This is a genomic window from Streptomyces sp. NPDC029122 (assembly GCF_055569445.1).
Genome location: NZ_JBVHWK010000005.1, coordinates 99,616 through 123,970 on the forward strand (window position 1 = coordinate 99,616; position 24,355 = coordinate 123,970).

At 74.3% G+C, this 24,355-nt stretch carries 18 protein-coding genes, 1 tRNA gene and 2 pseudogenes; 14 read left to right on the forward strand and 7 right to left on the reverse strand.

All coding sequences use genetic code 11. From position 1 onward, the window contains the following. Positions 1-33: 33 nt before the first annotated feature. Both ACZ4WZ_RS08605 and metG read right to left on the reverse strand, forming a co-directional pair. Positions 34-1,227: a glycosyltransferase 87 family protein gene (locus ACZ4WZ_RS08605; RefSeq protein WP_467886890.1), complete on the reverse strand. Its 1,194-nt coding sequence runs from the start codon at positions 1,225-1,227 to the stop codon at positions 34-36. Positions 1,228-1,383: 156 nt separating this feature from the next. Then, positions 1,384-3,099 carry a methionine--tRNA ligase gene (metG, locus tag ACZ4WZ_RS08610; RefSeq protein ID WP_467886892.1) on the reverse strand — a complete coding sequence of 572 codons (1,716 nt, stop codon included), beginning with the start codon at positions 3,097-3,099 and terminating at the stop codon, positions 1,384-1,386. Between the two features lie 546 nt (positions 3,100-3,645). Here metG and ACZ4WZ_RS08615 point away from each other — a divergent pair. Together ACZ4WZ_RS08615 and ACZ4WZ_RS08620 are read left to right on the forward strand one after the other, a co-directional pair. Continuing rightward, positions 3,646-4,176, forward strand: a complete 531-nt coding sequence (locus tag ACZ4WZ_RS08615) for a sigma-70 family RNA polymerase sigma factor (protein ID WP_467886895.1) — start codon at positions 3,646-3,648, stop codon at positions 4,174-4,176. A 785-nt stretch (positions 4,177-4,961) separates the two neighbouring features. After that, positions 4,962-5,708: pseudogene (locus ACZ4WZ_RS08620) on the forward strand (IclR family transcriptional regulator domain-containing protein); the annotation flags it as partial. Between the two features lie 295 nt (positions 5,709-6,003). Here the strand turns inward: ACZ4WZ_RS08620 and ACZ4WZ_RS08625 are convergent. From ACZ4WZ_RS08625 to ACZ4WZ_RS08635, 3 genes are all read right to left on the reverse strand, one after another. After that, positions 6,004-7,581, reverse strand: coding sequence for a serine/threonine-protein kinase (locus ACZ4WZ_RS08625; protein ID WP_467887381.1), 1,578 nt, complete (start codon positions 7,579-7,581; stop codon positions 6,004-6,006). A gap of 233 nt (positions 7,582-7,814) precedes the next feature. Next, a tRNA-Leu gene (locus tag ACZ4WZ_RS08630) sits at positions 7,815-7,899 on the reverse strand. Between the two features lie 168 nt (positions 7,900-8,067). Beyond that, the gene (locus ACZ4WZ_RS08635; RefSeq protein WP_467886898.1) at positions 8,068-9,009 is read right to left on the reverse strand and encodes a beta-ketoacyl-ACP synthase III; all 942 of its coding nucleotides are present in this window, start codon (positions 9,007-9,009) and stop codon (positions 8,068-8,070) included. A 206-nt stretch (positions 9,010-9,215) separates the two neighbouring features. On the opposite strand from ACZ4WZ_RS08635, the gene fdhD reads away from it, so the two are divergent. The 9 genes from fdhD (at position 9,216) to ACZ4WZ_RS08680 (ending at position 18,667) form a co-directional block, all read left to right on the forward strand. Then, complete coding sequence (fdhD, locus tag ACZ4WZ_RS08640; protein WP_467887384.1) at positions 9,216-10,082, forward strand: formate dehydrogenase accessory sulfurtransferase FdhD; 867 nt, start codon at positions 9,216-9,218, stop codon at positions 10,080-10,082. Positions 10,083-10,127: 45 nt separating this feature from the next. Further along, positions 10,128-10,898: a GntR family transcriptional regulator gene (locus tag ACZ4WZ_RS08645; RefSeq protein WP_467886900.1), complete on the forward strand. Its 771-nt coding sequence runs from the start codon at positions 10,128-10,130 to the stop codon at positions 10,896-10,898. A 157-nt stretch (positions 10,899-11,055) separates the two neighbouring features. Then, positions 11,056-12,177, forward strand: coding sequence for a TIGR03364 family FAD-dependent oxidoreductase (locus tag ACZ4WZ_RS08650; protein ID WP_467886903.1), 1,122 nt, complete (start codon positions 11,056-11,058; stop codon positions 12,175-12,177). Between the two features lie 5 nt (positions 12,178-12,182). Further along, a complete protein-coding gene (locus ACZ4WZ_RS08655; RefSeq protein WP_467886906.1) occupies positions 12,183-12,968 on the forward strand; it encodes a phosphonatase-like hydrolase in 786 nt (261 codons plus the stop codon). Then, a complete protein-coding gene (locus ACZ4WZ_RS08660) occupies positions 12,965-14,014 on the forward strand; it encodes an ABC transporter ATP-binding protein (RefSeq protein WP_467886909.1) in 1,050 nt (349 codons plus the stop codon). Before ACZ4WZ_RS08655 ends, ACZ4WZ_RS08660 begins: the two co-directional genes overlap by 4 nt. Then, the gene (locus ACZ4WZ_RS08665; protein ID WP_467886912.1) at positions 14,007-14,936 is read left to right on the forward strand and encodes a 2-aminoethylphosphonate ABC transporter permease subunit; all 930 of its coding nucleotides are present in this window, start codon (positions 14,007-14,009) and stop codon (positions 14,934-14,936) included. Before ACZ4WZ_RS08660 ends, ACZ4WZ_RS08665 begins: the two co-directional genes overlap by 8 nt. Continuing rightward, positions 14,923-15,720 carry an ABC transporter permease gene (locus tag ACZ4WZ_RS08670; protein ID WP_467886914.1) on the forward strand — a complete coding sequence of 266 codons (798 nt, stop codon included), beginning with the start codon at positions 14,923-14,925 and terminating at the stop codon, positions 15,718-15,720. Before ACZ4WZ_RS08665 ends, ACZ4WZ_RS08670 begins: the two co-directional genes overlap by 14 nt. Before the next feature lie 56 nt (positions 15,721-15,776). Further along, on the forward strand, positions 15,777-16,865 hold the full coding sequence (locus ACZ4WZ_RS08675) for a 2-aminoethylphosphonate ABC transporter substrate-binding protein (RefSeq protein ID WP_467886917.1): 1,089 nt from the start codon (positions 15,777-15,779) through the stop codon (positions 16,863-16,865). A gap of 206 nt (positions 16,866-17,071) precedes the next feature. Continuing rightward, positions 17,072-18,667: an alkaline phosphatase family protein gene (locus ACZ4WZ_RS08680; protein ID WP_467886919.1), complete on the forward strand. Its 1,596-nt coding sequence runs from the start codon at positions 17,072-17,074 to the stop codon at positions 18,665-18,667. A gap of 68 nt (positions 18,668-18,735) precedes the next feature. Here ACZ4WZ_RS08680 and ACZ4WZ_RS08685 read toward each other — a convergent pair. Continuing rightward, positions 18,736-19,119, reverse strand: a pseudogene (locus ACZ4WZ_RS08685) ((2Fe-2S) ferredoxin domain-containing protein); the annotation flags it as partial. A 9-nt stretch (positions 19,120-19,128) separates the two neighbouring features. Next, positions 19,129-20,181: a bile acid:sodium symporter family protein gene (locus ACZ4WZ_RS08690; protein ID WP_467886922.1), complete on the reverse strand. Its 1,053-nt coding sequence runs from the start codon at positions 20,179-20,181 to the stop codon at positions 19,129-19,131. Positions 20,182-20,307: 126 nt separating this feature from the next. Between ACZ4WZ_RS08690 and ACZ4WZ_RS08695 the strand changes: the two genes are divergently transcribed. From ACZ4WZ_RS08695 to ACZ4WZ_RS08705, 3 genes are all read left to right on the forward strand, one after another. Next, complete coding sequence (locus ACZ4WZ_RS08695) at positions 20,308-21,159, forward strand: LysR substrate-binding domain-containing protein (protein ID WP_467886923.1); 852 nt, start codon at positions 20,308-20,310, stop codon at positions 21,157-21,159. A gap of 265 nt (positions 21,160-21,424) precedes the next feature. Next, on the forward strand, positions 21,425-23,275 hold the full coding sequence (locus tag ACZ4WZ_RS08700; RefSeq protein WP_467886926.1) for an AMP-dependent synthetase/ligase: 1,851 nt from the start codon (positions 21,425-21,427) through the stop codon (positions 23,273-23,275). 236 nt (positions 23,276-23,511) lie between these two features. Beyond that, a complete protein-coding gene (locus tag ACZ4WZ_RS08705) occupies positions 23,512-24,354 on the forward strand; it encodes an aldo/keto reductase (RefSeq protein ID WP_467886929.1) in 843 nt (280 codons plus the stop codon). The last annotated feature ends 1 nt before the right edge of the window (position 24,355 follow it).

The following is a 24,355-nucleotide window of genomic DNA, read 5'->3' on the forward strand; positions in this document are numbered from 1 at the left end:
GAGGTGGTCCCGCCCTCCCGGCGCCCTTCCCCGTCAGCGGGCCGGGGCCGTCCGCCGGGCCCGGGAGCGCGCCACGACACGGGAGACGGCCGGGCCCGCGGGGGCCGCCGACCGCGCCCAGGCCACCAGCAGCAGCGGCAGCGCCAGGTAGCCGAAGCGGCTCGCCGGAGCCAGCAGGAACGCCAGGGTCAGCCCGAGCGCGAGCCGGTCGGCCGCGGCCACCACGGTGCGCGGCGGGCGCACCAGCAGCGACAGCCCCACCCCCAGCCCGCCCAGCACCAGCAGACCTGCCGCCAGGTACCAGCCCCACGGCCCGAGTTCCGCCAGCAGGTGGCCCGGCAGGGGGCTGCTCGCGGGGGTCGCCACCTCGGCCCGGCCGGTCGGGAAGGCGAACACCTGCCGCCACAGCTCCGCCGGCTGGAGCAGCAGGCCGGGCACCACCAGGGCGGCCGTGCCCAGCAGCGTCACCAGCGCGCAGCGCCCCGCCGCCCGCCCGCCGCGGCAGGCCGCGAGGAGTGCCAGGACCACCCCCACGGCGGGCAGCGCCGTCCACTTGAGGGCGCACGCCGCGGCCAGGGCCGCCCCGGCGGCCGCCGGGCGGCCCGACGCGGCCGCCGCGAGGGCCAGGCAGCACAGCCCCGCCAGCGGCAGGTCCACCCCGCTCACCGCCAGCGGGAGTGCCACGACCGGCGAGGCCACCAGCAGCGGGAGCAGCGGGGAGGGGGCGGTGCCCAGGAGGCGGCGGCCGGCCCGCATCCCGCCGAAGAGCGCGGCGGCGCACCAGAGTCGGGCGTCGCCCAGCAGCCGTACCGCCCAGCTCCCGCCCTCGCCGGAGCCGCCGCCGAGCAGGGCGCGCGGGATGCCGAGGAGTGCCGTCCCGGGGAGGTACGGGGTGTACTCCTCGACCCCGGCGGGCCGGTCCGCGTAAAGCCTTCCGGTCTCGAGGAGGCGCCGCCCGGACCGTTCGATGACGCCGACCTCGGACTGCCCCTGTCCGGTGAGCACCAGGTACAGCAGCGGCACGGCCACCGCGCCCAGCAGCGCGACGGCGAGCGCCGCGCGGCGCCGGCCCAGGACGGTGGCGGCCGCGGCCGCGAGGTATCCGGCGGCCGCGCACCAGCCCCACAGCCGGTGCGGGGCCAGCGCGGAGAACAGCGGGAAGGACAGCGCCCAGGCGGCCGCGAGCAGCCAGCCGGCGGTCCACCGGGCGGTAGGGGAAGGGGTCATGGACCCATTCCAGCCGCGCGGCCCCCTCCGGGTCCGCACGCCCAGGCGGAGTCATCGTGGTGGGGTTTTGCCTACCCCTGCCGGCGGTGCCCGCCGGGTGCGCCGAAGGGGCGCGGCCCGGGCGGGCCGCGCCCCTTCGGGCGGTCACGGGGGCGCTCAGGCCTCCGGGTTGCCGCCGAAGCGCTCGCGGTAGGACTCCAGGTCCTCCTCGGTGATCCGCGCGAAGAGCACCGGCGGCACGGTGAACGGCGTCCCGGCCGGGACCGCGTCCAGCGCCCTGGCCTGCTCCGGGGTCACCCACGTCGCGGTGTCGCCGGCCAGCTCGAAGGAGGAGCGCATGGCACGGGCCGACGCCGGGATGAACGGCTCGGAGACCACCGAGTAGAGGTGGATGAGGTTCATCGCGGTGCGCAGGGTGAGCGCGGCGCCGTCGAGGTCGGTCTTGACCTCCAGCCACGGCGCCTTCTCGTCCAGGTACGCGTTGCCGGCCGACCACAGGGCGCGCAGCGCGGCCGCGGCCTTGCGGTACTGGAGGGTCTCCATGTGGCCCTCGTACTCGGCCAGCAGCTCGGCGATCTGCTCGCCGAGCTTCGCCTCCGCCTCGCCGGCCGGGCTGCCCGCGGGGACCTCGTCGCCGAACTTCTTCCGGGAGAAGGTGAGGACCCGGTTGACGAAGTTGCCGAGGGTGCCGCCGAGGTCCTTGTTGACCGTGGCGGCGAAGTGCTCCCACGTGAAGGACGAGTCGTCGGACTCGGGGGCGTTCGCGATGAGGAAGTAGCGCCAGAAGTCGGCGGGCAGGATCTCGAGCGCCTGGTCGGTGAAGACGCCGCGCTTCTGCGAGGTGGAGAACTTGCCGCCGTAGTACGTCAGCCAGTTGAAGGCCTTGACGTAGTCGACCATCTTCCACGGCTCGCGGGTGCCGAGTTCGGTGGCGGGGAACATCACCGTGTGGAAGGGGACGTTGTCCTTGGCCATGAACTGGGTGTAGCGGACGTCCTCGGCCTCGTACCACCAGGACGTGTGGTCGCGGCCGGCCGGGTCGGCGTCGGCCCACTCCTTGGTGGAGGCGATGTACTCGATCGGCGCGTCGAACCAGACGTAGAAGACCTTGCCCTCGGCGGCCAGCTCGGGCCAGGTGTCGGCCGGGACCGGCACGCCCCAGTCGAGGTCGCGGGTGATGGCGCGGTCGTGCAGGCCCTCGGTCAGCCACTTGCGGGCGATGGAGGAGGCCAGCTGCGGCCACTCGTCCTCGTGCCGCGCGACCCAGGCCTCGACCTCGTGCTGGAGCTTGGACTGGAGGAGGAAGAGGTGCTTGGTCTCGCGGACCTCGAGCTCCGTGGAGCCGGAGATGGCCGAGCGGGGCTCGATGAGGTCGGTGGGGTCGAGCACGCGGGTGCAGTTCTCGCACTGGTCGCCGCGGGCCTTGTCGTACCCGCAGTGCGGGCAGGTGCCCTCGACGTAGCGGTCCGGCAGGAAGCGGCCGTCGGCGGGCGAGTACACCTGCCGGATCGCGCGCTCCTCGATGAAGCCGTTGGCCTGGAGCTGCCGCGCGAAGTGCTGGGTGATCTCGGCGTTCTGCTGCGAGGAGCTGCGGCCGAAGTAGTCGAAGGACAGCTCGAAGCCGTCGTAGACCGCCTTCTGGGCGTCGTGCGCCTGCGCGCAGAACTCGGCGACCGAGATCCCGGCCTCCTTGGCGGCGAGCTCGGCGGGGGTGCCGTGCTCGTCGGTGGCGCAGATGTACAGGACGTCGTGGCCGCGCTGGCGGAGGTACCGGGAGTACACATCCGCCGGAAGCATCGACCCGACCATGTTGCCCAGGTGCTTGATCCCGTTGATGTAGGGAAGCGCGCTGGTGATCAGGTGTCGAGCCATCCTCGGATGCTCCATTCGTTTCATTTGTACGGATCTACGCGTGACAACGCGCGGTTCATCGTATCGAACCGCCCAAAGGCCACGCGTCGGCTTTTCCCGGGGCTCCGGGGGCGGGACGCAACGCAAAAGCGAGGACTGTGACCTCTCCGTCACGGCCCTCGCGTCGGGCCCATGCTACAGCGGGCCCGCCGCCGCCCCGACCGGCGTCCGCGCTCCGGACCCCGGTCGGCCTCCGCACCCCGGTGCGGGGCCCGGCACGCCCCGGCGCGAGCCGGGGGCGCGGAGAGCGCGCGGCGCGGCGCGATCCGACGCGGGCCGGGCATATGCGTTCGGCCTCGCCGGCTCCTCGCATGATCGGCATCAGTCAAGAAGCGATCAGCACTGGACCTAATCCCCTCATGTTGCTCCTCCGCCCCCTCGAGGGCCGTAAGCGCTGCTCTCATGGACCCCGCACAGGGGATGAGGTGGGGAACGGTGAACGATGGCGGACCGGAGGAGTCCGGTGGGGCCGTGGGACTGCCCAGCCGACGGCGGCAGCCCACGCCCATGAGTCAGTGGGGGTCGACCGCGCGCCTGTCGTACTGGGCGTTCCACGCGAACCGGCGGCCCGCCTACATGCGCTTCGCGTACCTCCAGCTGGGCTCCGACGCGGCCGCCGAGGACGCGGTGGACGCCACCTTCGACTCGATCATGAGCGAGTGGCTGCGCATGCTCCACATGGACCGCCTCGACGCCTACGCCTGGACCGTGCTCAAGCAGCGGATCGTCGACTGGCAGCAGCGCCGCGACCCCCGCCTGCGCGGCCCCGAGCCGATGGACACCAGCGCCTTCGAGGCGGCCCTCAAGGAGGCGCACGCCGACCAGTACGAGGTGCTGGCCGACACCATCCGCTTCTACTCGGCGGTCTCCCGCCTCGCCGAGCGCCAGCGGGACGCCGTGCTCCTGCGCTACGGGCTCCAGTGCAGCCCCGGCGAGGCCGCCGCCGTGATGGGCGTCGACGAGGCCACCGTCCGCTCGCAGCTCGGCCAGGCCCACCGGCGCCTCGCACGGCTGCTCGACGCGTCCGCCGAATCATGAGGCCCGGCGAGGATCCCGGATCCGGCGACGGCCGTGCGGCGGCGGCCCCGCGCTCCCTGGCGGAGTTCCTGGCCCGCGCGGGCGTGCGCGACCGGTACCCGCACTACGACCTGGGCGCGGCCGAGGCCCGCCTGCTGCGGGTCCCCCGCGCCCCGGGCGTACCCGGCGCCCCCGCGTCCCCCCCGTCCCGCGGCCGTCGGCGGCCCTTCGGCTGGAGCGACCCCGCCCGGGATCTGCCGCTCGACTCGGAGCGGGCCCGCCGGGACCTGAAGGCCGCCTGTCTGGCCGTGGTCGGGGACCCGCGCGCCGGTGCCGACCTGGGGCGCTTCGTACAGAGCCGGCACAGCGACCTGCCGGGGGCGGTGGTCTTCGGCTGCCTGCTGCACCTGTCCGGGCTGCGCGAGGGCTCCCGCTTCTGGTGGCAGTTCGCCGCGGGTTCCGGCAGCCCGCGCACCGCCCCGGCCGCCTACTGCCTGTTCCTGGACCACTCCCGGCGCGGAGAGCACCACGACGCCCTGTTCTGGGCGCGGGAGCTGGGCCGCCGGGGCTTCCGGCCCGGCGGCCGCCGCGAACTGCGCGAGGTGCGGCTGTGCGCCCAGGCGGCCGTCCTGCGGTACGTCGACCAGTGCGACGACCCCGATCTGGGCCCGGTGCCGCTGCCCAGGCCGGGGCTGCCCGCCGTGCTGGCCGCGTTCCTGCCGTCGGCCCCGCTGCCGGCCGCCCGGCCGCGCCCCGGACCGGGCCCGCTGCGCCACCCCGCGCTGACGTCGGCCGCGCGGGGGACGGTGGTCCAGGCCGACACGGGCGAGGCCCTGGCGCAGGCGCGGCGCGCGCTGGCCGTCGTACGGGTCCTGGAGCGCCACCCGCTCGGGGTACGGGCGGCCCGGATCGTCCGGGACTCGGGCCTGGCGGCGGCGGAGCTGCGCCCGCTCCTGGCGATGCTGCGCGAGGAGGAGTACGCGTACTGCCCCGCCGCCGGGGTGTACGCGCCCGGCCCGGCCCTGGAGCGGCTCGCCGCCCCGGGCGGCACCGGCCTCGCGGGGCAGCTCCAGCGCACCCTGGCGCTGGCCCGCGACAGCGCGGGGGCCGCCGTGTACCTCAGCCGGTACGCGGAGGGCGAGGTCCGGATCACGCAGATGGCCGACGGGCCGGGGGCTCCGCCGGTGCGGGAGTGGGTGGACTTCCGGGCCGCCGCGCACGCCAGCGCGGTCGGGAAGTGCCTGCTGACGCAGCTCGACCACGACGGCCGGGCCGACCACGTGGCCCGCCACCGCCCGGCCCGGCTCACCCCGCGGACCATCACGGACAGCCGGGCGCTGTTCAGCGCCCTGGACGCGGTGGCACCGGGCGCCCCCGTCTTCGACCTGCGCGAGTACTCCCCCGGGGTGGTCTGCTCGGCGGTGCCCATCGCGACGGGCGACGCCGCCGGAAGCCTCGCCCTGTCCCTGCCGGCGGCGCGCGCGCACCGGCTGCACTCCGCCACCGAGGCCCTGCGACGCAAGGCGGTCCCGGTGCTGCTGGCGCTGCTGCTGTCCGGGGCGATCCCGCCGGACACCCCCGCGGGCGCCCCGGCTCCGGCTCCCGCCGCGACGCCGGAGACGCTGCGCCACCTGGGGCGGCTCTTCCGGACCCCGCTGACCCGCTTCGCGGCGTCGGCCGGCGGCCCGCACCTGGTCCGTGACTCGGCGTCGGGGGCGGCGTACCTGTTCGACGCCCTCCCGGAGGGGGAGGGGCCGCGCCTCGCGCTCCCGCAGACCCTCGGCCCGCTCGCTCCGGGGAATCCCCCGCCCCCGGACGGCCTGATGGTCCTGGGCACCTGACAGGTGCCTAGCCGACCGGGACGAAGGAATCCAGGGCCGCGTCGAAATGGCCCCTGGCCTGCGTGAGGCGGCCGAGGGGCGCCGACACCCAGACGTCGTACATCCGGCCGTTCTCGTCCCAGCAGAGGTCGAAGGTGTGCCGGGGCCCCTCGGCGGCGGTGAAGCCGTTCCAGGTGAACTCCCAGAGGGCGGCGGGCAGTCCGTTGTGCGTGGTGGGGACGATGGAGTTGTCCCGGTAGCCGGGGTTGTTGGACGGTCCGTTCGCGTCGGACTGCCGCATCGCGGCGAGCGGTCCCGCCGACGCGGGCTTCACCTTGATGCCGATCCGGATGGCGCCGTCCCCGGAGACGTAGAAGACCCGCTGGTCGTCGGTGGTGCGCTGGAAGCCCTGCGGTACGGCGAGGCCGAAGCCCTCCGGGTCGGAGACGAAGCGGTACCCGGCGGGCGCGGGCTTGCCGGAGGCCGTCCGCGCGGGCGCCGCCGGTGCGGGCGCGGTCACCGTGGCCGTCGCAGTCGCCGTCGTGGCCGGGCCCTGACCCGTCGGGGCTTGCGGGACGGAGGCGGTGGCGCCGGGGGCCGGGGAGGCGGGACCTCCCTGCGCGCCGACCCGTTCCTTGTCCCCGGTCCGCTCCGAGATCAGGGAGGTCACGGCCACGGCGCCGATGACGGCCACCACGACGAGCGCGGCGACCAGCCCGGCGCGCAGTCCCGCCGCGCGGGGTCCGGGCTCCGGCGCGGGGCCGGTCCGCGCCGTGGCCCGTTCGGTCGGCGAGTACCCGGGCGGGGCGGCGGGCACCGCGGGCCCGGCCGGCCGTCCCGGGCCGGGGGCGCGGTCGAGGAGGGGGAGGCTGCCGGTGGTGACGTACGCGGACAGCAGCCGCTGCGCGTCCGCCACCCCCAGCCGGCGTTCGGGGTCGCGTTCCAGCAGGCCCCGGATCAGCGGGGTCAGCGGCCCCGCCTGCACGGGCGGGCGGATCTCGTCGTAGACGACGGCGTGCAGGACCCCGCCGAGCGAATCCCGGTGGAAGGGCGACTCGCCGGTCAGCGCGGCGCACAGCAGGGCGCCGAGGGACCACAGGTCGGACGCGGGGCCGGCGGCGGCCCCTTGCATCCGCTCGGGGGAGGTGTACTCGGGCGAGCCGACGAAGGCGCCGGTCTCGCTGATGGTCGTGGAGCCCGCGAGGCGGGCGATGCCGAAGTCGGTGAGCACGACCCGCCCGGTACCGGCCTCCATGAGGACGTTGGCGGGCTTGACGTCCCGGTGGAGCACCCCGCGGTCGTGTGCCGCGCTCAGCGCGCCGAGCAGGGCGAGCCCGATGCGGGCGGTCTCGCCGGCGCCGAGGGGCCCGGCGGAGCCGAGGCGGTCGGCGAGCGAGCCGCCCTCGACGAGTTCCATGACGATGTAGGGCCGCCCGCCGTCCTCGACGACGTCGTGCACGACCACCACGTGCGGATGCTTGATCTGTGCGACGGTGCGCGCCTCGCGCAGGGCTCCGACGGCTTCCTTGCCGTCGCCGACGTGGAGTTCCTTCACGGCGACCGCGCGGCCGAGGAGTTCGTCCGAGGCCTGCCAGACGGTCCCCATGCCGCCCCGGCCCAGCCTCTTCCCCAGGCGGTACCGCCCGGCGATCACGACGTGGTTGCGCGGTTCGTCCTGCGACACGTTCCCCCCTCGACCCGGTCAGGCCCCATGATGCCGCACCGGGTGGATCCGGCCACCCCGTTCCGCGGGGGCCCACCCGGGCTTCCTTGCCGGAAGGGGTCCGGGTACGGCCCGGAAACGCGGAAGAACCCCACCGGAGTGGGGTTCTTCGTCTGTGTCCGAGGGGGGACTTGAACCCCCACGCCCGATAAAGGGCACTAGCACCTCAAGCTAGCGCGTCTGCCATTCCGCCACCCGGACCGGTGGTCGGCCCCGGTTTCCCGTGGCGACATGGACAACCATAGCAAAGGATCGACGGGCTTCCGACCACGTTTACGAGCGGCCGCCGGTCCGCCACGCCGCGCTGACCTGCGGGCATGCCGGGAGCCCGGCGGCGGCGGGGTCCGGCCCCGGCCGCCGTGGGCGTCGCTAGGGGCAGCGGATGACCTGGCCGGCGTAGGAGAGGTTGCCGCCGAAGCCGAAGAGGAGGACCGGGGCGCCGGAGGGGATCTCGCCGCGTTCCACCAGCTTCGAGAGGGCCATGGGGATGCTCGCGGCGGAGGTGTTCCCGGAGTCGATCACGTCGCGGGCGACGACGGCGTTGACGGCGCCGATCCTGGCGGCGAGCGGCTCGATGATCCGCAGGTTGGCCTGGTGCAGTACGACCCCGGCGAGTTCCTCGGGGGTCACCCCGGCCTTCTCGCAGACCTTGCGGGCCAGCGCCGGGAGCCGGCTGGTGGTCCAGCGGTAGACGGCCTGGCCCTCCTGGGCGAAGACGGGGGGCGTGCCCTCGATCCGCACGGCGTGTCCCATTTCCGGGACGGAGCCCCACAGGACGGGGCCGATGCCGGGCTCTTCGCAGGCCTCGACGACGGCCGCGCCCGCGCCGTCGCCGGTCAGCACGCAGGTGCTGCGGTCGGTCCAGTCGGTGATCTCGGTCATCTTGTCGGAGCCGATGACCAGCGCGCGGGTGGCGGAGCCGGCCCGGATCGCGTGGTCGGCGGTGGCCAGGGCGTGGGTGAAGCCGGAGCAGACGACGTTGAGGTCCATCACGGCGGGCGCGCCGCGCATGCCGAGCTTGGCGGCGACGCGGGCGGCCATGTTGGGGGAACGGTCGATGGCGGTCGAGGTGGCCACCAGGACGAGGTCTATGTCGTCGGGGCACAGGCCGGCGTGCGCGAGGGCCTTCCCGGCGGCCTGCTGGGCGAGCTCGTCGACGGGCTCGTCGGCGCCCGCGATGTGGCGGGTGCGGATGCCCACCCGGGAACGGATCCACTCGTCGTTCGTCTCCACCATGGCCGCGAGGTCCTCGTTGGTGATCACTTTCGCGGGCTGGTAGTGCCCTAGCGCCACCACGCGTGAACCGGTCATGGGCGGGGTCCCCCTCTTTACGGCAGGCAGTCGGTTGACCAGCTTGGCCTGCTACTGGCGGGTACGGGTGCGCGTGACCCAACAGGATTACGCCTCCGGAATTTGGAGCATTCCGAGCAACTTCCTGTCGGAGCGTCCCGCACGGCGGATCCGGGACAATGTCCTCGTCAGGTGTGCGCGAGAACGGAACGGGTGGGCTGATCGCGATGGGACGGGTCACCGAGCGGCGCCGTGTCGTACGCATCCGGGGCGGGGCGGCCGGGGTCCGGCCCGACACGCTGGTCACGGAGGAGCCGCTGGAGATACGGCTCAACGGCAAGCCGCTGGCCATCACGATGCGCACCCCGGGGGACGATTTCGCGCTGGCGGTGGGCTTCCTGGCCAGCGAGGGCGTCCTGGCCGACGCCTCGGACGTGCGGGCCGTGACGTACTGCGAGGGGGCCGCCGAGGACGGTTCCAACACCTACAACGTGGTCAACGTACAGCTGGCCCCTTCGGTGCCCGTTCCGGACATCACGCTGGAGCGGAACGTGTACACCACCTCGTCCTGCGGGCTGTGCGGCAAGGCCAGTCTGGACGCGGTCCGTACGGCGACCCGTTTCCCGGGACTGGCTTCCGATCCGGTACGGGTCCCCGCGGAGCTCCTCGCGGAGCTGCCGGGCCGGCTGCGCGCGGCGCAGAAGGTCTTCGACCGCACGGGCGGGCTGCACGCGGCCGGGCTGTTCTCGGCGGAGGGGGAACTGCTCGACGTACGGGAGGACGTGGGGCGGCACAACGCCGTGGACAAGATCGTCGGCCGGGCGCTCCGGGCGGGGCTGCTGCCGCTGGCGGGGTCGGTGCTGCTGGTGTCGGGGCGGGCCTCCTTCGAGCTGGCGCAGAAGGCGGTGATGGCCGGGATCCCGGTGCTGGCGGCGGTGTCGGCGCCGTCCTCGCTGGCGGTCGACCTGGCCCTGGAGTCGGGGCTGACGCTGGTCGGCTTCCTGCGGGGCCCGGACATGAACGTCTACGCGGGCGAGGAGCGGATCCTGCTGCCCGGCACCGGCCGGGCCGTGTCGCCGGAGCGGCGCGGGTAGGGCGCCGGGCCGACGGCGCGGCGGGGCCCCGCGTACAGTCCGAGCGTGGAAGACCAGAACACGCAGCCGCCCCACCGCCCCGGCTCGCCCGTCCGCTCCGGCATCCCCGAGCACGGCCGCATCCCCAAGTACTACGCCGTCAAGGCCCGTATCGCCGACCTCCTCGACGAGCTCGGCGAAGGCGGCCCGCTGCCCACCGAGCGGGATCTCGCCGAGCGGTACGGGGTGGCCCGCGAGACCGTACGGCAGGCCCTGCGCGAGCTGCTGCTCGAAGGCCGGCTGCGCCGCTCCGGACGCGGCACCGTGGTCGCCGGCCCCAAGCTGGAGCAGCCCCTCTCCCTCGCCAGCTACACCGAGGGGGTGCGCCGCCAGGGGCGCCGCCCCGGCCGCAACCTCATCGGCCTGGAGCGCTTCCCCTGCCCGGCCGGCCTCGCGTCCGGCATCGGCGCCGAGGCGGGCGAGCCGGTCTGGCACCTGGAGCGGGTCCTGCTCGCCGACGACGAGCGCGTCGGGCTGGAGAGCACGTACATCCGGGTGGCCCGGGTCCCGCGCCTCGACGTCGATTTCCAGCCGGACTCCTCCTTCTACGGCTACCTCCACGACAGCCTCGGCATCTCCTTCGGGGACGCGGACGAGAAGCTGGAGACCGTCCTCGCCACCCCCCGCGAGGCCCTGCTGATCGGCACTCCGCCCGCGCTCCCGATGCTGCTCATCCACCGCTTCTCGCGGGACCAGGACGGCCGGCCGCTGGAACGGGTGCGTTCGCTCTACCGTGGCGACCGGTTCAGCTTCACGACCCGTCTGCGGCCCGAGTAGCCCCGACACCGCCGGCCGAACCACCCCACAACGCCCCGACCGGGAGCCATCCACATCACGGAAAGATAACGGGTCTAGTCCAAGCGTCGAGGGCTGTTCACTGCCCCGTCGCCCCCGTGATCCCCCCGGGTCACGGACCGCGCCCACCGTGGACGCCGTGAGAGTCATAGTCGTCGGAGGCGGCGTGGTCGGCACCATGCACGCCTGGCAAGCAGTCCAACGCGGCCACGAGGTGGTCCAGATCGAGCGCGAGGCCGAGGCGCGCGGCGCCTCGCTGCGCAATTTCGGCCAGATATGGGTCAGCGGCCGGGCCGGGGGCGAGGAGCTCGACACCGCCCTGCGCGCCCGCGAGCTGTGGGAGCGGATCGGTGCGGAGGTGCCCGGCCTGGGCTTCCGCGCCATCGGCTCCCTCACCCCCGTGCGCAACGCCCGCGAGTACGCGGTCGCCGAGGCGGCCGCCACCCGCCCCGACGCCGCCGCCCGCGGCTACGAACTGGTCACCGCCGCCCGGGCCCGGCGGATCAACCCGGCCCTGCGCGGCTCCTTCGAGGCCGCCCTGTGGTGCGAGCGCGACGCGGCCGTGGAACCGCGCACCGCCCAGCTCCACCTCCGCGAGGCCCTCCGCGCCTCCGGCCGCTACACCTTCGTCCCCGGCCGCGAGGTCCGGGGCCTGGCCGGTCCCGGAGCCGTCCGCGACGACCACGGCGAGGTCCACCGCGGCGACGCCGTCGTCCTCGCCACCGGCGCCTGGCTGTCCGGCCTGGTCCGGGAACTCGCCCCCGATCTGCCCGTCCGCCGCGTCCGGCTCCAGATGATGCAGACCGCCCCGCTCGGCGAGCCGCTCACCACCTCCGTCGCCGACGCCGACAGCTTCCGCTACTACCCCGCCTACAGGAGCGCCGCCCTGGACGAGCTGAACGCCGCCCAGGCGCAGACGCCCGTCGCCGCCGCGCACAAGATGCAGCTGCTGATGGTCCAGCGCCAGGACGGCGGACTGACCATCGGCGACACCCACGAGTACGAGCACCCCTTCGCGTTCGACACCCTCGAAGACCCCTACGACCACCTCGCCGAGGTCGTCGAGTCCTTCCTGGGCCGCCCCCTGCCGAGGATCAGGCACCGCTGGGCGGGCGTGTACGCGCAGTGCACCGACACCACCCGCGTCGTCCACCGCCAGCAGGTGGCCGACGGCGTCTGGCTGGTGACCGGGCCCGGCGGCCGCGGCATGACCTGCTCGCCCGCCATAGCCGAGACCACCGCGAACGAACTGGGCTGGTGAGCCGCATGACCGACTCCCCCATCGACACGAACTCCCCCGTCGGACCCCCCGCCGGCACGGGCCGCAGGCTGGTCGTCCTCGACATGGCCGGCACCACCGTCGCCGACGGCGGCCTCGTCGAGCGCGCCTTCGAGCACGCCGCCGCCCGTCTCGGCGTCGAGCCGGGCACCCCGGCCCACGCCGAGAAGCTCCAGTACGTGCGCGACACCATGGGCGAGTCGAAGATCTCCGTCTTCCGCCACCTGTTCGGCACGGAGGAACGCGCCCGGCTCGCCAACTCCGCCTTCGAGGAGGCGTACGCGGAACTCGTCGACGGCGGCCTCGTCGCGCCGCTCCCCGGAGCCCGCGCCACCATCGAGGAGCTCCGCGCCGCCGGCCACACCGTCGCCCTGACCACCGGCTTCGCCCGCGTCACCCAGGACGCCGTCCTCGACGCCCTCGGCTGGCAGGACCTCGCCGACCTCACCCTGTGCCCCGCCGACGCGGGCGGCCGCGGCCGCCCCTACCCGGACATGGTGCTGGCGGCGTTCCTGCGCACCGGCGCCGTGGCCGACGTACGCGAGACCGTCGTCGCCGGCGACACGGCGTACGACATGCTCAGCGGCCGCCGCTCCGGCGCCGGGACCGTCGCCGGAGTCCTCACCGGCGCCCACGACCGCGCCACGCTGACCGGGCACGGCGCGACCCACGTCCTCGGCTCCGTCGCCGGGCTCCCCGCACTCCTCGGCCTGCCCGCACTCCTCGGCCTGCCCGCACTCCTCGGCCTGCCCGCCCGCGCGGAGTCCTCGTGAGCGGCATCCGCTTCGACTCCGTCTCGGTCGCCTACCACGGCACCACCGTCCTGGACTCCCTCGACCTGACCGTCGAGCCCGGCGAGGTCATGGCCCTCCTCGGCCCCTCCGGCTCCGGCAAGACCACGGCCCTGCGCGCGGTCGCCGGTTTCGTCCGGCCCGCCTCCGGGCGGGTGCTGATCGGCGGCCGGGACGTCACCGCGCTCCCGCCGCACAAGCGCGGGATCGGGATGGTCGTCCAGCAGTACGCCCTCTTCCCGCACATGCGCGTCGAGGACAACGTCGCCTTCGGGCTCAGGGCGCGGAAAGCCCCCAAGGCCCAGATCCCCGCCCGCGTCGCCGAGGCCCTGGAGATGACGGGGATGGCCGCCTACGCCCGCCGCTACCCCCGCGAACTGTCCGGCGGACAGCAGCAGCGCGTGGCCATCGCCCGGGCCCTCGCCATCCGCCCCGGCGTCCTCCTGCTGGACGAGCCCCTCTCCGCCCTCGACGCCCAGCTGCGCTCCGGGATGCTGGCGGAACTGGCCCGGCTGCACCGCGAACTGCCCGGGGTCTCCGTCCTGTACGTCACCCACGACCAGGTCGAGGCGCTGACCCTGGCCGACCGGATCGCCGTCATGGACCGGGCACGCCTCCAGGACTGCGGCACGCCGCAGCAGCTGTACCGGGCGCCGCGCACCGAGTTCACGGCCTCCTTCGTCGGCAACGCCAACCTGCTGCCGGTGACGGTGGACGACGGCGGCGCGCTCTTCGGGGGCCGCCCGCTGGCCCTCGACGCCGGGCGCGCGGCACCGGGTTCCGCCGCCACCCTGTGCGTACGCCCGCACCTGCTCCGGCTCGGCGAGGGGCCGAACGCCCTGCGCGGCACGATCACCGAGGTGCAGTGGCGCGGCTCAACGCACCGGCTGTACGTGGACGTGGGCGGGCACCGGCTGAAGGCGGACCTGCCCGAGCTGAGGGAGACCCCGGCGCTGGGCGACGAGGTGACCCTGCACTTCGAGCCCCGTGACGCGGTGCTGCTGGCCGCGGGGGTTTCCGATGCCTGAGACGGCTCCGCCGCTGCCGGCCGCCCCGCCGCTGCCGGCCGCCCCGGCGCGCGCGGCCGTACCGACGCCGGCACCGGCACCGACCGCCGCCGGCCGGCGCGCCGCTACCCCGCGCGCGGTGTGGGCGCTGCCCCCGGTGGCAGTGCTCGCGCTGGTGTTCCTCTACCCCCTGGCGCTGGTCGTCCAGCAGTCCTTCACCCCCGACGACGGCGGCGGCCCCCTGGACGCCTACTCCGCCGTCTTCGCCTCGAACGCCTTCCGCGAGGCCCTCGGCACCACCGTGTGGCTGGCGGTCGGCGCCACCGCCGGCTGCCTCCTCCTCGGCTTCACCCTCGCCCTGGTCATCGCCTTCGTGCCGTTCCCCGGGGCCAGGGCGGTCGCGAAGTTCATCGACGTCTTCCTCTCCTTCCCCTCCTTCCTCATCACCCTCGCCCTGCTCTTCATCTACGGCACGGTGGGCATGGCCAACGGCGTCTGGACCGACGTCCTCGGCGTCGCCGACGGCCCCTTCCACTTCCTCACCACCCCGTGGGGCGTCCTCCTCGCCGAGATCACGTACTTCACCCCGTTCGTGATGCGCCCGCTGCTCGCCGCCTTCTCCCAGCTGGACACCGCCCAGCTGGAGGTCGCCGCGGGCCTCGGCGCCGGCCCCGCCCGGATCGTCCGGCAGGTGATCCTCCCCGAGGCGCTGCCCGCCCTGGCGGCCGGCGGCAGCCTGGTCCTGGTCATGTGCCTCAACGAGTTCGGGATCGTCCTGTTCACCGGCGCCAAGGACGTCACGACGCTGCCGATGCTCGTCTACGGCAAGGCGATCCTCGAATCCGACTACCCGGCCGCCTGCGTGGTCGCCGTCGTCAACATCGCGATATCCGTCGGCCTGTTCGGCCTCTACCGGGTGGTGGGCAAGCGTGCTGGTGCATAGCAAGGGCGGCCGCTGGGCCGCCTGGGGCCTGTTCGGCGTCCTGTTCCTGCCCCTCTTCGCGCTGCCGCTCCTCGTGGTGGTGGCCGCCTCCTTCGCCACCCACTGGTCCGGCGCCTTCCCCTCGGGCCCGACCACCGAGAACTACGCCGCCGCCGTCCGCGGGGAGTCCCTCCAGGCCCTGACCACCTCCCTGGTCACCGCCCTGGCCGCGAGCCTGCTCGCGCTCACCGTCGGCACCTGGGCCGCGCTCGCCGCCGCGTCCCTCGGCAGGCGCGGGAAGCGGTGCCTTGACGCCCTGTTCGTACTGCCGGTCGCCGTGCCGTCCGTGGTCGTCGGCCTCGCCGTGCTCGTCGCCTTCAGCCGGCCGCCCGTCCTCCTCAACGGCACCGGCTCCATCGTCGTCCTGGCGCACACGGTTCTGGTCACCGCGTTCGCCTATCAGTCGGTTTCCGCCGCCATCGTCCGTCTCGACCCCGCGTACGAGCAGGCGGCGGCCTCCCTCGGCGCCCGTCCCGGCTACGTGCTGTGGCGGGTCCGCCTCCCGCTCCTGCTGCCTTCCCTCACCGCGGCCGCGGGACTCTGCTTCGCCCTGTCCATGGGCGAGCTGAGCGCCACGATGATGCTCTACCCGCCGGACTGGATGCCCCTCCCGGTCCGGATCTTCACCGCCACCGACCGCGGTTCGCTCTTCGGCGGCTCCGCCGTGGCCGTGGTCCTGATGGCCGCCACCCTGCTGGTGCTGCTGGCCGTCTCCCGCGTCCGCACCCGCGCCTCGTACCGCTGACCCCCCTCCGGCTCCTTCCGTCCCCGCAGACTCCCTTTTCCCCGTAAGGAAGTTCCATGACCGGCAAGATCGTCCTCCGTGCCGCCACCGCCCTCACCGGCAGCCTCGCCCTCGCCTCCTCCCTCACCGCCTGCGGCGCCTCCACCACGGCCGACGGCCCCGGCGCCGGCGAGGGCGGCGGCGAGAAGGTGGTCACCGTCTACAGCGCCGACGGCCTCAAGGGCGACAAGGGCGACGGCTGGTACGACAAGGTCTTCGCCGAGTTCACCAGGAAGACCGGCATCGAGGTCAAGTACGTCGAGGGCGGCTCCGGCGAGATGGTGCAGCGCGCCGTCCGCGAGAAGACCAACACCCAGGCCGACGTGCTGATCACGCTGCCCCCCTTCATCCAGCAGGCCGACGGCAAGGGACTGCTCCAGGCGTACGCCCCCCAGGGCTCCGACAAGGTCAACGGGGCCGACAAGGCCGCCGACGGCACGTGGACCTCCGTCGTCAACAACTACTTCGGCTTCGTCTACAACAAGAAGGAGCTCGGCCAGGCCCCCAGGACCTGGGAGGAACTGCTCGACGCCAAGTACAAGGGCAAGCTCCAGTACTCCACCCCCGGCGTCGCGGGCGACGGCACGGCCGTCCTCATCAAGTCGATGCACGACTTCGGCGGCAGGGAACCGGCGATGGAGTACCTCAAGAAGCTCCAGGCCAACAACGTCGGCCCCTCCTCCTCCACCAGCAAGCTCGCGCCGAAGACCGACAAGGGCGAACTGCTCGTCGCCAACGGCGACGTCCAGATGAACTTCGCCCAGTCCAAGTCCATGCCCAACCTCGGCATCTGGTTCCCCGCCAAGGACGGCGGCAAGCCCACCACCTTCGCCCTGCCCTACGCCGCCGGCCTGCTCGCCAAGGCCCCGCACGCCGACAACGGCAGGAAGCTCCTCGACTTCATGCTCGGCGAGGAGGCGCAGAAGCAGGTCAGCGAGATCGGCGGCGGCTTCCCGGCGCGCTCCGACATCAAGCCGACCGACGCCAACGCCATCGAACTCACCAAGCTCATGACCGGAGTCGAGGTCTTCCAGCCGGACTGGGCCGACATCGACAAGAACCTCACCGCCCACGTCGACGCGTGGAAGTCCGCGACCGGAAGCTGAGCTTTAACCCCGCGGCCACCCACGGCCGCAATAGTCTCCTGCGCATAACGGGTCTGGACCGAGGGGCACTCCCTCCGGTCCGGACCCTCCGCAGGTCCCCGCCGGCCCCGAAGATCTCACAGGTCCCCCAGGTCAGGCAGGTCCCGCACGTCCGCACGCATCCCGCTCGGTCCACCGCGCCTTCCCCGACGCTCCTGGAGGAGCACGTGTCCACTGTCCTGTCCGGACGCACCCTCGCCGTGGCCGCCACCACCGCCACGGCCCTGATCGCCACCACCCTCGGCCTCGGCACCACGGCCGCCGCCACCCCCAGCCCCACCGACCCGGCCAGGGCGGCGGCCGAGGCCGCGGCCAAGGCGGCCGCCTCCGCCCCCGCGGCGGCGTCGGCCACCACCGACAAGGTCCTCGTCATCGGCCTCGACGGCGTGGTCCTCGACCGCGTCAAGGCCGCCAACGCCCCCCACCTCAACGGCCTGATGGCCGAAGGGCTCACCGCCCGCAGCACCCTGTACGCGAACCCGATGGCCGCCACCTCCTCCGGCCCCGGCTGGTCCACCATCGCCACCGGCGTCTGGCCCGACAAGCACGGGGTGAGGGACAACTCCTTCACCGGCAAGAACTACGGCGCGTACCCCGACTTCCTGACCCGTGCCGAGAACGCCAAGCCCTCCCTCAACACCTACGCGGCCGCCGACTGGGAGCCCATCACCTCCACCGACCAGAACGGCCCGATCTTCTCCGCCAAGGTCGACAAGCGGCTCTCCCTCAAGGGCGACCGCGACGGCTACGGCAACGAGGACCCGAAGATCGCCGCCGCGGCCGCCGCCGAACTCCGCGACCAGAACCCGGACGCCGCCTTCGTCTACCTCGGCCAGGTCGACTCCGCCGGCCACTCCTACGGTGCCGCGAGCCAGCAGTACCTCGACGCCATCAGCCGCGTCGACGCGCTGGTCGGCCGGCTCCTCACCGCCGTCAAGGCCCGCCCCTCCTACGCCCAGGAGAACTGGAAGATCCTGGTCACCACCGACCACGGCCACACCGACGGCGGCGGCCACGGCGGCTCCACCATCCAGGAGCGCGGCACCTTCGTCATCGCCAAGGGCCCGGGCATCCCGGCCGGCTCGGTACGCGAGGACGTGCGCCTCACCGACGTCGCCGCGATCGCACTCGCCCAGGTCGGCGTCGCCACGGCCGCCCTCGACGGCGTACCGCTGGACAGCCCCGACAGCGACCCCTTCGACACGCTGCGCCCGAACCTCCAGGCCCGCGTCGACGAGACCGGGATCCCCGCCGCCACCAAGGGCTTCACCCACACCCCGCCCGCCGGCTGGTCCGTCGACAACTCGAGGATGGGCACGGGCGGAGTCACCGAGTGGGCCGGGTGGGCCTTCGCCACCGACGAGTTCTGGAGCCAGGCGCAGCGCGACCAGTGGCGCGAGCTGAACGTCCGCTCCCGCGACGTGTTCGCCGTCGCCGACTCCGACGAGTGGGACGACAAGGCCCACACCGGCACCTTCGACTCCACCCTCATCACCCCCAAGTGGGCGGTCGCCGGCGGCACCACGCGCACTCTGAACTTCCGGACGCACTACCGCCACGAGGCCGGCCAGACCGCCCAGGTCCTCGTCTCGTACGACGGCGGCGCCCCGGCGGTGGTGAAGACGTACACCGCCGACGCCGTCGCCAGGGCGGAGTCCCTCGCCCTCCAGGTCCCGGCGGGCGCCACCGACGTCCAGGTCCGTTTCCGCTACAGCGGCAGCAACAACTGGTACTGGACCGTCGACGACGTGCGTCTCGGCTGAGGAGCACCGTCCGGGGGCGGCGCCGCCCCGCGGCGCCGGCCCCTGCGCGGGGCGGCGGCCGGCTTCGGCTCCGGAGGGTCGATGCGGTGCAGGTCGAGGGTGGCCGGGAGCGGGGTGCTGCCTGGGCCGCCGGACGCGGCCCAGGCGATGATCTCGTCCGTCGCGGTGTCGTCCAGGGCCCAGCCGAACCACACGGCCCGCGCGCCGCGGCGGCGGGCCTCCGTCGTGGGCTGGACCACGATCACGTTGGCCTGGGCGCAGGGCCCGAGGCAGTCGCTCGTACGGACCGCGAGGCGCCCGCCGGACGCGGCGGCGGCCTCCCGCAGCCGGGCGAGCTGTCCGGCGTGGTCGGAGCCGGGGTTCTTGCGGGGGTCGCCGCAGCAGCAGCCGCGGCAGACCACGAGGGTGCACGGGCGCGGGGCGGTGGCGGCGAGCGGGCGTATCCAGGTCACCGACGCACGTTACCGGCCCTGCCCGGCGGGGGGTTGGACCTCGGGCGAGACCTCCACCACACGTCGAGCGCCGGGTTGGTCCTGGTGGACCGCCTCGGGGTCCCGGGCGCGGCGGCGGGCCAGGACGGCGCAGACCATCAGCTGCATCTGGTGGAACAGCATCAGCGGCAGCACCGCGAGGGAGGCCTGCGCACCGAACAGGACGCTGGCCATGGGGAGTCCGGCGGCGAGGCTCTTGTTCGACCCGGCGAACTGGATGGCGACGCGGTCGGCGCGGCCGAAGCCGAGGCGGGGAGCCCCGTACCAGGTGGCGAGGAGCATGACGGCGAGGAGTACGGCCTCCACGGCGATCAGCGCACCGAGGCGCGGGAGGCCGACCCGCTGCCAGACCCCGGCGGTCACGCCCGCGCTGAAGGCCGCGTAGACGACGAGCAGGATGGAGCCCCGGTCGACGTAGCCGAGCACCTTCTTGTTGCGGACCAGGAAGCCGCCGACCCAGCGGCGCAGGCCCTGGCCGAGGAGGAAGGGCAGCAGCAGCTGGAGGGCGATCCGCAGGAGGGAGTCGGGGGAGAAGCCGCCCGCGTCCTTGCCGAGGAGGGCGGCGGCGAGCAGCGGGGTGAGGAGGATGCCGGCGAGGGAGGAGAAGGAGCCGGCGCAGATCGCGGCGGGGACGTTGCCCCGGGCGATCGAGGTGAAGGCGATGGAGGACTGGATGGTCGAGGGGACCAGGCAGAGGAAGAGCAGGCCGTTGTGGAGCGGCTGGGTGAGCAGGCCGGGCACGAGGAGGCGGGCGGCCAGGCCGAGCAGCGGGAAGAGGACGAAGGTGCAGGCCAGGACGGTGAGGTGGAGCCGCCAGTGGCGCAGGCCGTCGAGGGCCTCGCGGGTGGAGAGGCGGGCTCCGTAGAGGAAGAACAGCAGGGCCACGGCGGCGGTGGAGGCGCCGCCGGCGAGGGCGGCGCCGGTGCCCCGGGCGGGGAGCAGCGCGGCGAGGCCCACGGTGGCGAGCAGGGCCAGTACGTACGGGTCCAGGGGCAGCCAGGCGGGGAGGCGGGGGCGTCGCATGGGGTGCTCACTCGCTGTCGTGCGGGGGCGGAACGGGGGCTACGCCCCATCGTGGCGGCTCGGCGGTCATCGGGAAACACGCACACCGCTCTGACTGTCATCACGGAACGCAATAGGCTGGGGCCCATGTACGACCCGGTCCAGCTGCGCACCTTCCTCACGGTGGCCCAGACGCTGAGCTTCACGCAGGCGGCGGCCCGGCTGGGGGTGCGCCAGTCCACGGTCAGCCAGCACGTGCGGCGGCTGGAGGAGGCCACGGGGCGCCCGCTCTTCGTGCGGGACACGCACAGCGTCGGCCTGACGGAGGACGGCGAGGCGCTGCTGGGCTTCGCGCGGACCATCCTGGAGGCGCACGAGCGGGCGGCGGCCTTCTTCACGGGGACCCGGCTGCGCGGACGGCTGCGGTTCGGGGCGTCGGAGGACTTCGTGCTGACCCGGCTGCCGGAGATCCTCGAGGGCTTCCGGCACGAGCATCCGGAGGTGGACCTGGAGCTGTCGGTCGAGCTGTCGGGGACGCTGCACGAGCGGCTGGACGCGGGGCGCCTGGACCTGGTGCTGGCGAAGCGGCGCGGGCCGGGGGACGAGCGGGGGCGGCTGGTGTGGCGGGACCGGATGGTGTGGATCGGGGCCGAGGGGCTGCGGGTGGACCCGGAGCGCCCGGTGCCGCTGATCGTGTTCCCGCCGCCCGGGATCACCCGGGCGCGGGCCCTGGAGGTGCTGGAGCGGGACGGGCGGGCCTGGCGGATCGCCTGTACGAGCGGCAGCCTCAGCGGCCTGATCGCGGCGGCCCGTGCCGGTCTGGGGGTGATGGCGCACACCCGGGGGCTGATCCCGCCGGGGCTGGTGCGGGTGGGCGGGCTGCCGGAGCTGGGACCGGTGGAGTTCGCCCTGCTCCAGGGGCGGCGCCCGTCGCCGGCGGCGGATGCGCTCGCGGCGGCGGTGCTCGCGGGCGGTGACCGCCTGAGCCGGCCGGCGTAACGGCCGTCCGGGCCGGGCTCCGGATGCGGGGCGGCCGCGCGGACGGGGGCGCCCTCCTCCCGCGGGGCGGGGGCCCTCTCCCCCCGGGGGGGTGCGGGACGGGCGGGCCGGCCCGGATCACCCGTCCGGGGGACGTACCGGTGACCGCGCCGCAGGTGGCGGGGGATGCGGCGGCGGGGGGATCTCGTGGAGGTTTCCTCGGGGGTGCCGGGCACGGGGGCGGGTGCGGTAGCGTCTCGGCGCCCTGCACGCAGAGGAGCGGAACGTGCGCGAGTTCACCGTCCCACCCCTGGTCACCGGCGCGCCGGCCGGAGGTCTGGCCGACACCGTCTTCCAGCGTGCCGGGCGGGACCCGGACCATGTGGTGCTCGGGCGCAAGGCGGGCGGGGTCTGGCGGGACGTGACCGCCCGCCGGCTGGCCGGGGAGGTCCTGGCGCTCGCCAAGGGGCTGCTGGCGCAGGGGGTCCGCTTCGGTGACCGGGTGGCCGTGATGTCCCGTACCCGCTACGAGTGGACGCTGTTCGACTTCGCGCTGTGGGCGATCGGGGCGCAGCCGGTGCCCGTGTACCCGACGTCGTCGGCGGAGCAGGTGCACTGGATCCTGTACGACTCCGCGTGCACGGCCTGTCTGGTGGAGAACGAGGACCAGGCGATGACGGTCGGGTCGGTGATCGAGCGGCTGCCGGGGCTGCGGCTGCTGTGGCAGCTGGACGCGGGGGCGGTGGACGAGCTGGTGGCGGCCGGCCGGGGGGTGGCCGAGGACGTGGTGCACCGGCACCGCGGGGCGGTGACCCCGGACGCCGTCGCGACGGTCATCTACACCTCGGGGACCACGGGCCGGCCGAAGGGCTGTGTGCTCACCCACGGCAACTTCATGTACGAGGCCGACACGCTGGTGGAGCGGTGGGAGCCGGTCTTCCGGGCCGGGCCGGACGGGCGGCAGCCGTCGACGCTGCTCTTCCTGCCGCTGGCGCACGTGTTCGGGCGGATGGTGGAGGTGGCCGCCGTACGGGCCGGGGTGAAGCTGGGGCACCAGCCGGCGGTGGCCGCCGCCGAACTCCTGCCGGATCTCGCCGCCTTCCGGCCGACCTTCGTGCTGGGGGTTCCGTACGTCTTCGAGAAGATCTTCGCGGCGGCGCGGCGTACGGCGGAGGCGGAGGGCCGCGGGGGGCCCTTCGACCGGGCGGTGGAGACGGCCGTGCGGTACGCGCGGGCGCGGGAGCGGAAGGCGTTCGGGAGCGGCCCGGGGCCTTCGGCGGCGTTGCGGATGGAGCACCAGGTCTTCGAGAGGCTGGTGTACGGAAAGCTCCGCGAGGCACTCGGGGGCAGGATGCGGTACGCGATGTCGGGCGGTTCGGCGATGCCGCGGCGGCTGGGGCTGTTCTTCGACGGGGCCGGGATCACGGTGTTCGAGGGGTACGGGCTGACGGAGTCCTGCGCGGCCGCGACGGCCAATCCTCCGGGGGCCGTCAAGTACGGGACGGTGGGCCCGCCGATCCCGGGCAGTACGGTCCACATCGCCGACGACGGGGAGGTGTGGCTGCGCGGCGGTCACGTCTTCTCGGGGTACCTGGGCGATCCGCGGTCCACGGCGGAGGTGCTGCGCGGCGGCTGGCTGGCGACCGGGGACCTGGGCCGGCTGGATGAGGACGGGTACCTGATCATCACGGGGCGCAAGAAGGAGATCCTGGTGACCTCCAACGGCAAGAGCGTGGCGCCGGCGGCCCTGGAGGAGCGGGTGCGTTCGCATCCGCTGGTGTCGCAGTGCGTGCTGGTGGGCAACGACCGGCCGTTCGTCGCCGCTCTGGTGACCCTGGACATGGAGGGGGTCGCGCACTGGCTGTCCCTGCGCAAGCTCCCCCAGCGGACGGCCGCGCAGGTGGCGGACGACCCGGATCTGACGGCGGAGGTCCGGCGGGCGGTGGTGGCCGCGAACACCCTGGTCTCGCAGGCGGAGGGGATCCGCGCCTTCCGGGTGCTGGCCGAGCAGTTCACGGAGGAGCGCGGGCTGCTGACGCCTTCGCTGAAGCTGAAGCGGAGGGCCATCGAGAAGGCGTACGCGCGGGAGGTCGCCGCCCTGTACCCGTCACGGGAACCGTCCCGCAAAGGGATCTGACGCACAGTGCGGCAGGCGCACCCGGGGACGGCACAGGGGCGCGCGCCCGGATCCCGCCGTCGCTCCCCTCCCCGGCACCGGCACGCCACCCGCCGCTCCCTCGGGTCCGCCGCGCCCCGGGCGTGGCGGACGGGCGGCGGGAATAGGCTGGGCGCGGGGCCTGTTGCCGCCCGGCGTACGCCGTGGCACGGCGCGGCCGCACCGCACCGCTCCACCGACCCGAGGGAACGACCGACGTGAACCAGGTGCCCGCCGTCCGGCTCAACAACGGCACATCCATGCCCCAGCTCGGCTACGGCGTCTGGCAGGTGCCGGACTCCGAGGCCCAGAAGGCCGTCGCCACCGCGCTGGAGGCCGGCTACCGCAGCGTCGACACGGCGGCGGCTTACGGCAACGAGCGGGGCACCGGCAAGGCCCTCGCCGCCTCGGGGATCCCGCGCGAGGAACTGTTCGTCACCACCAAGCTGTGGAACAGCTCCCGGCACCGGTGGGGCCGGGACGAGACGCTGCGCGCCTTCGACGACTCGCTCGGCAAGCTGCGCCTGGACCACGTCGACCTGTACCTGATCCACTGGCCGCGCCCGATGCGCGACGACTTCGTGACCATCTGGAAGACCTTCGAGGAGATCGCGGCGAGCGGCCGGGCCCGGGCGGTCGGCGTGTCGAACTTCCGTGCGGAGGACCTGGAGCGGCTGCGCGCCGAGAGCCCGCTGGTACCGGCGGTGAACCAGATCGAGCTGCACCCGCTGTTCCCGCAGGCCGCCCTGCGCGCCCTGCACGCCTCCCTGGGCATCGCCACCGAGGCATGGTCCCCGCTCGGCCAGGGCAAGGAGCTCCTCGGTCTCCCGGCGGTGGCCTCGGTCGCCTCCCGGCACGGCCGCAGCGCCGCGCAGGTGGTGCTGCGCTGGCACCTCCAGCTGGGCAACGTCGTGATCCCGAAGTCGGTGACCCCGTCCCGGATCCGCGAGAACCTGGACGTCTTCGGCTTCGAGCTGGACGCCGACGACCTGGCGGCGCTGGACGCGCTGGCGGCGGACGGGCACCGGATCGGGCCGGATCCGGCCGTCTTCGACAACTGAG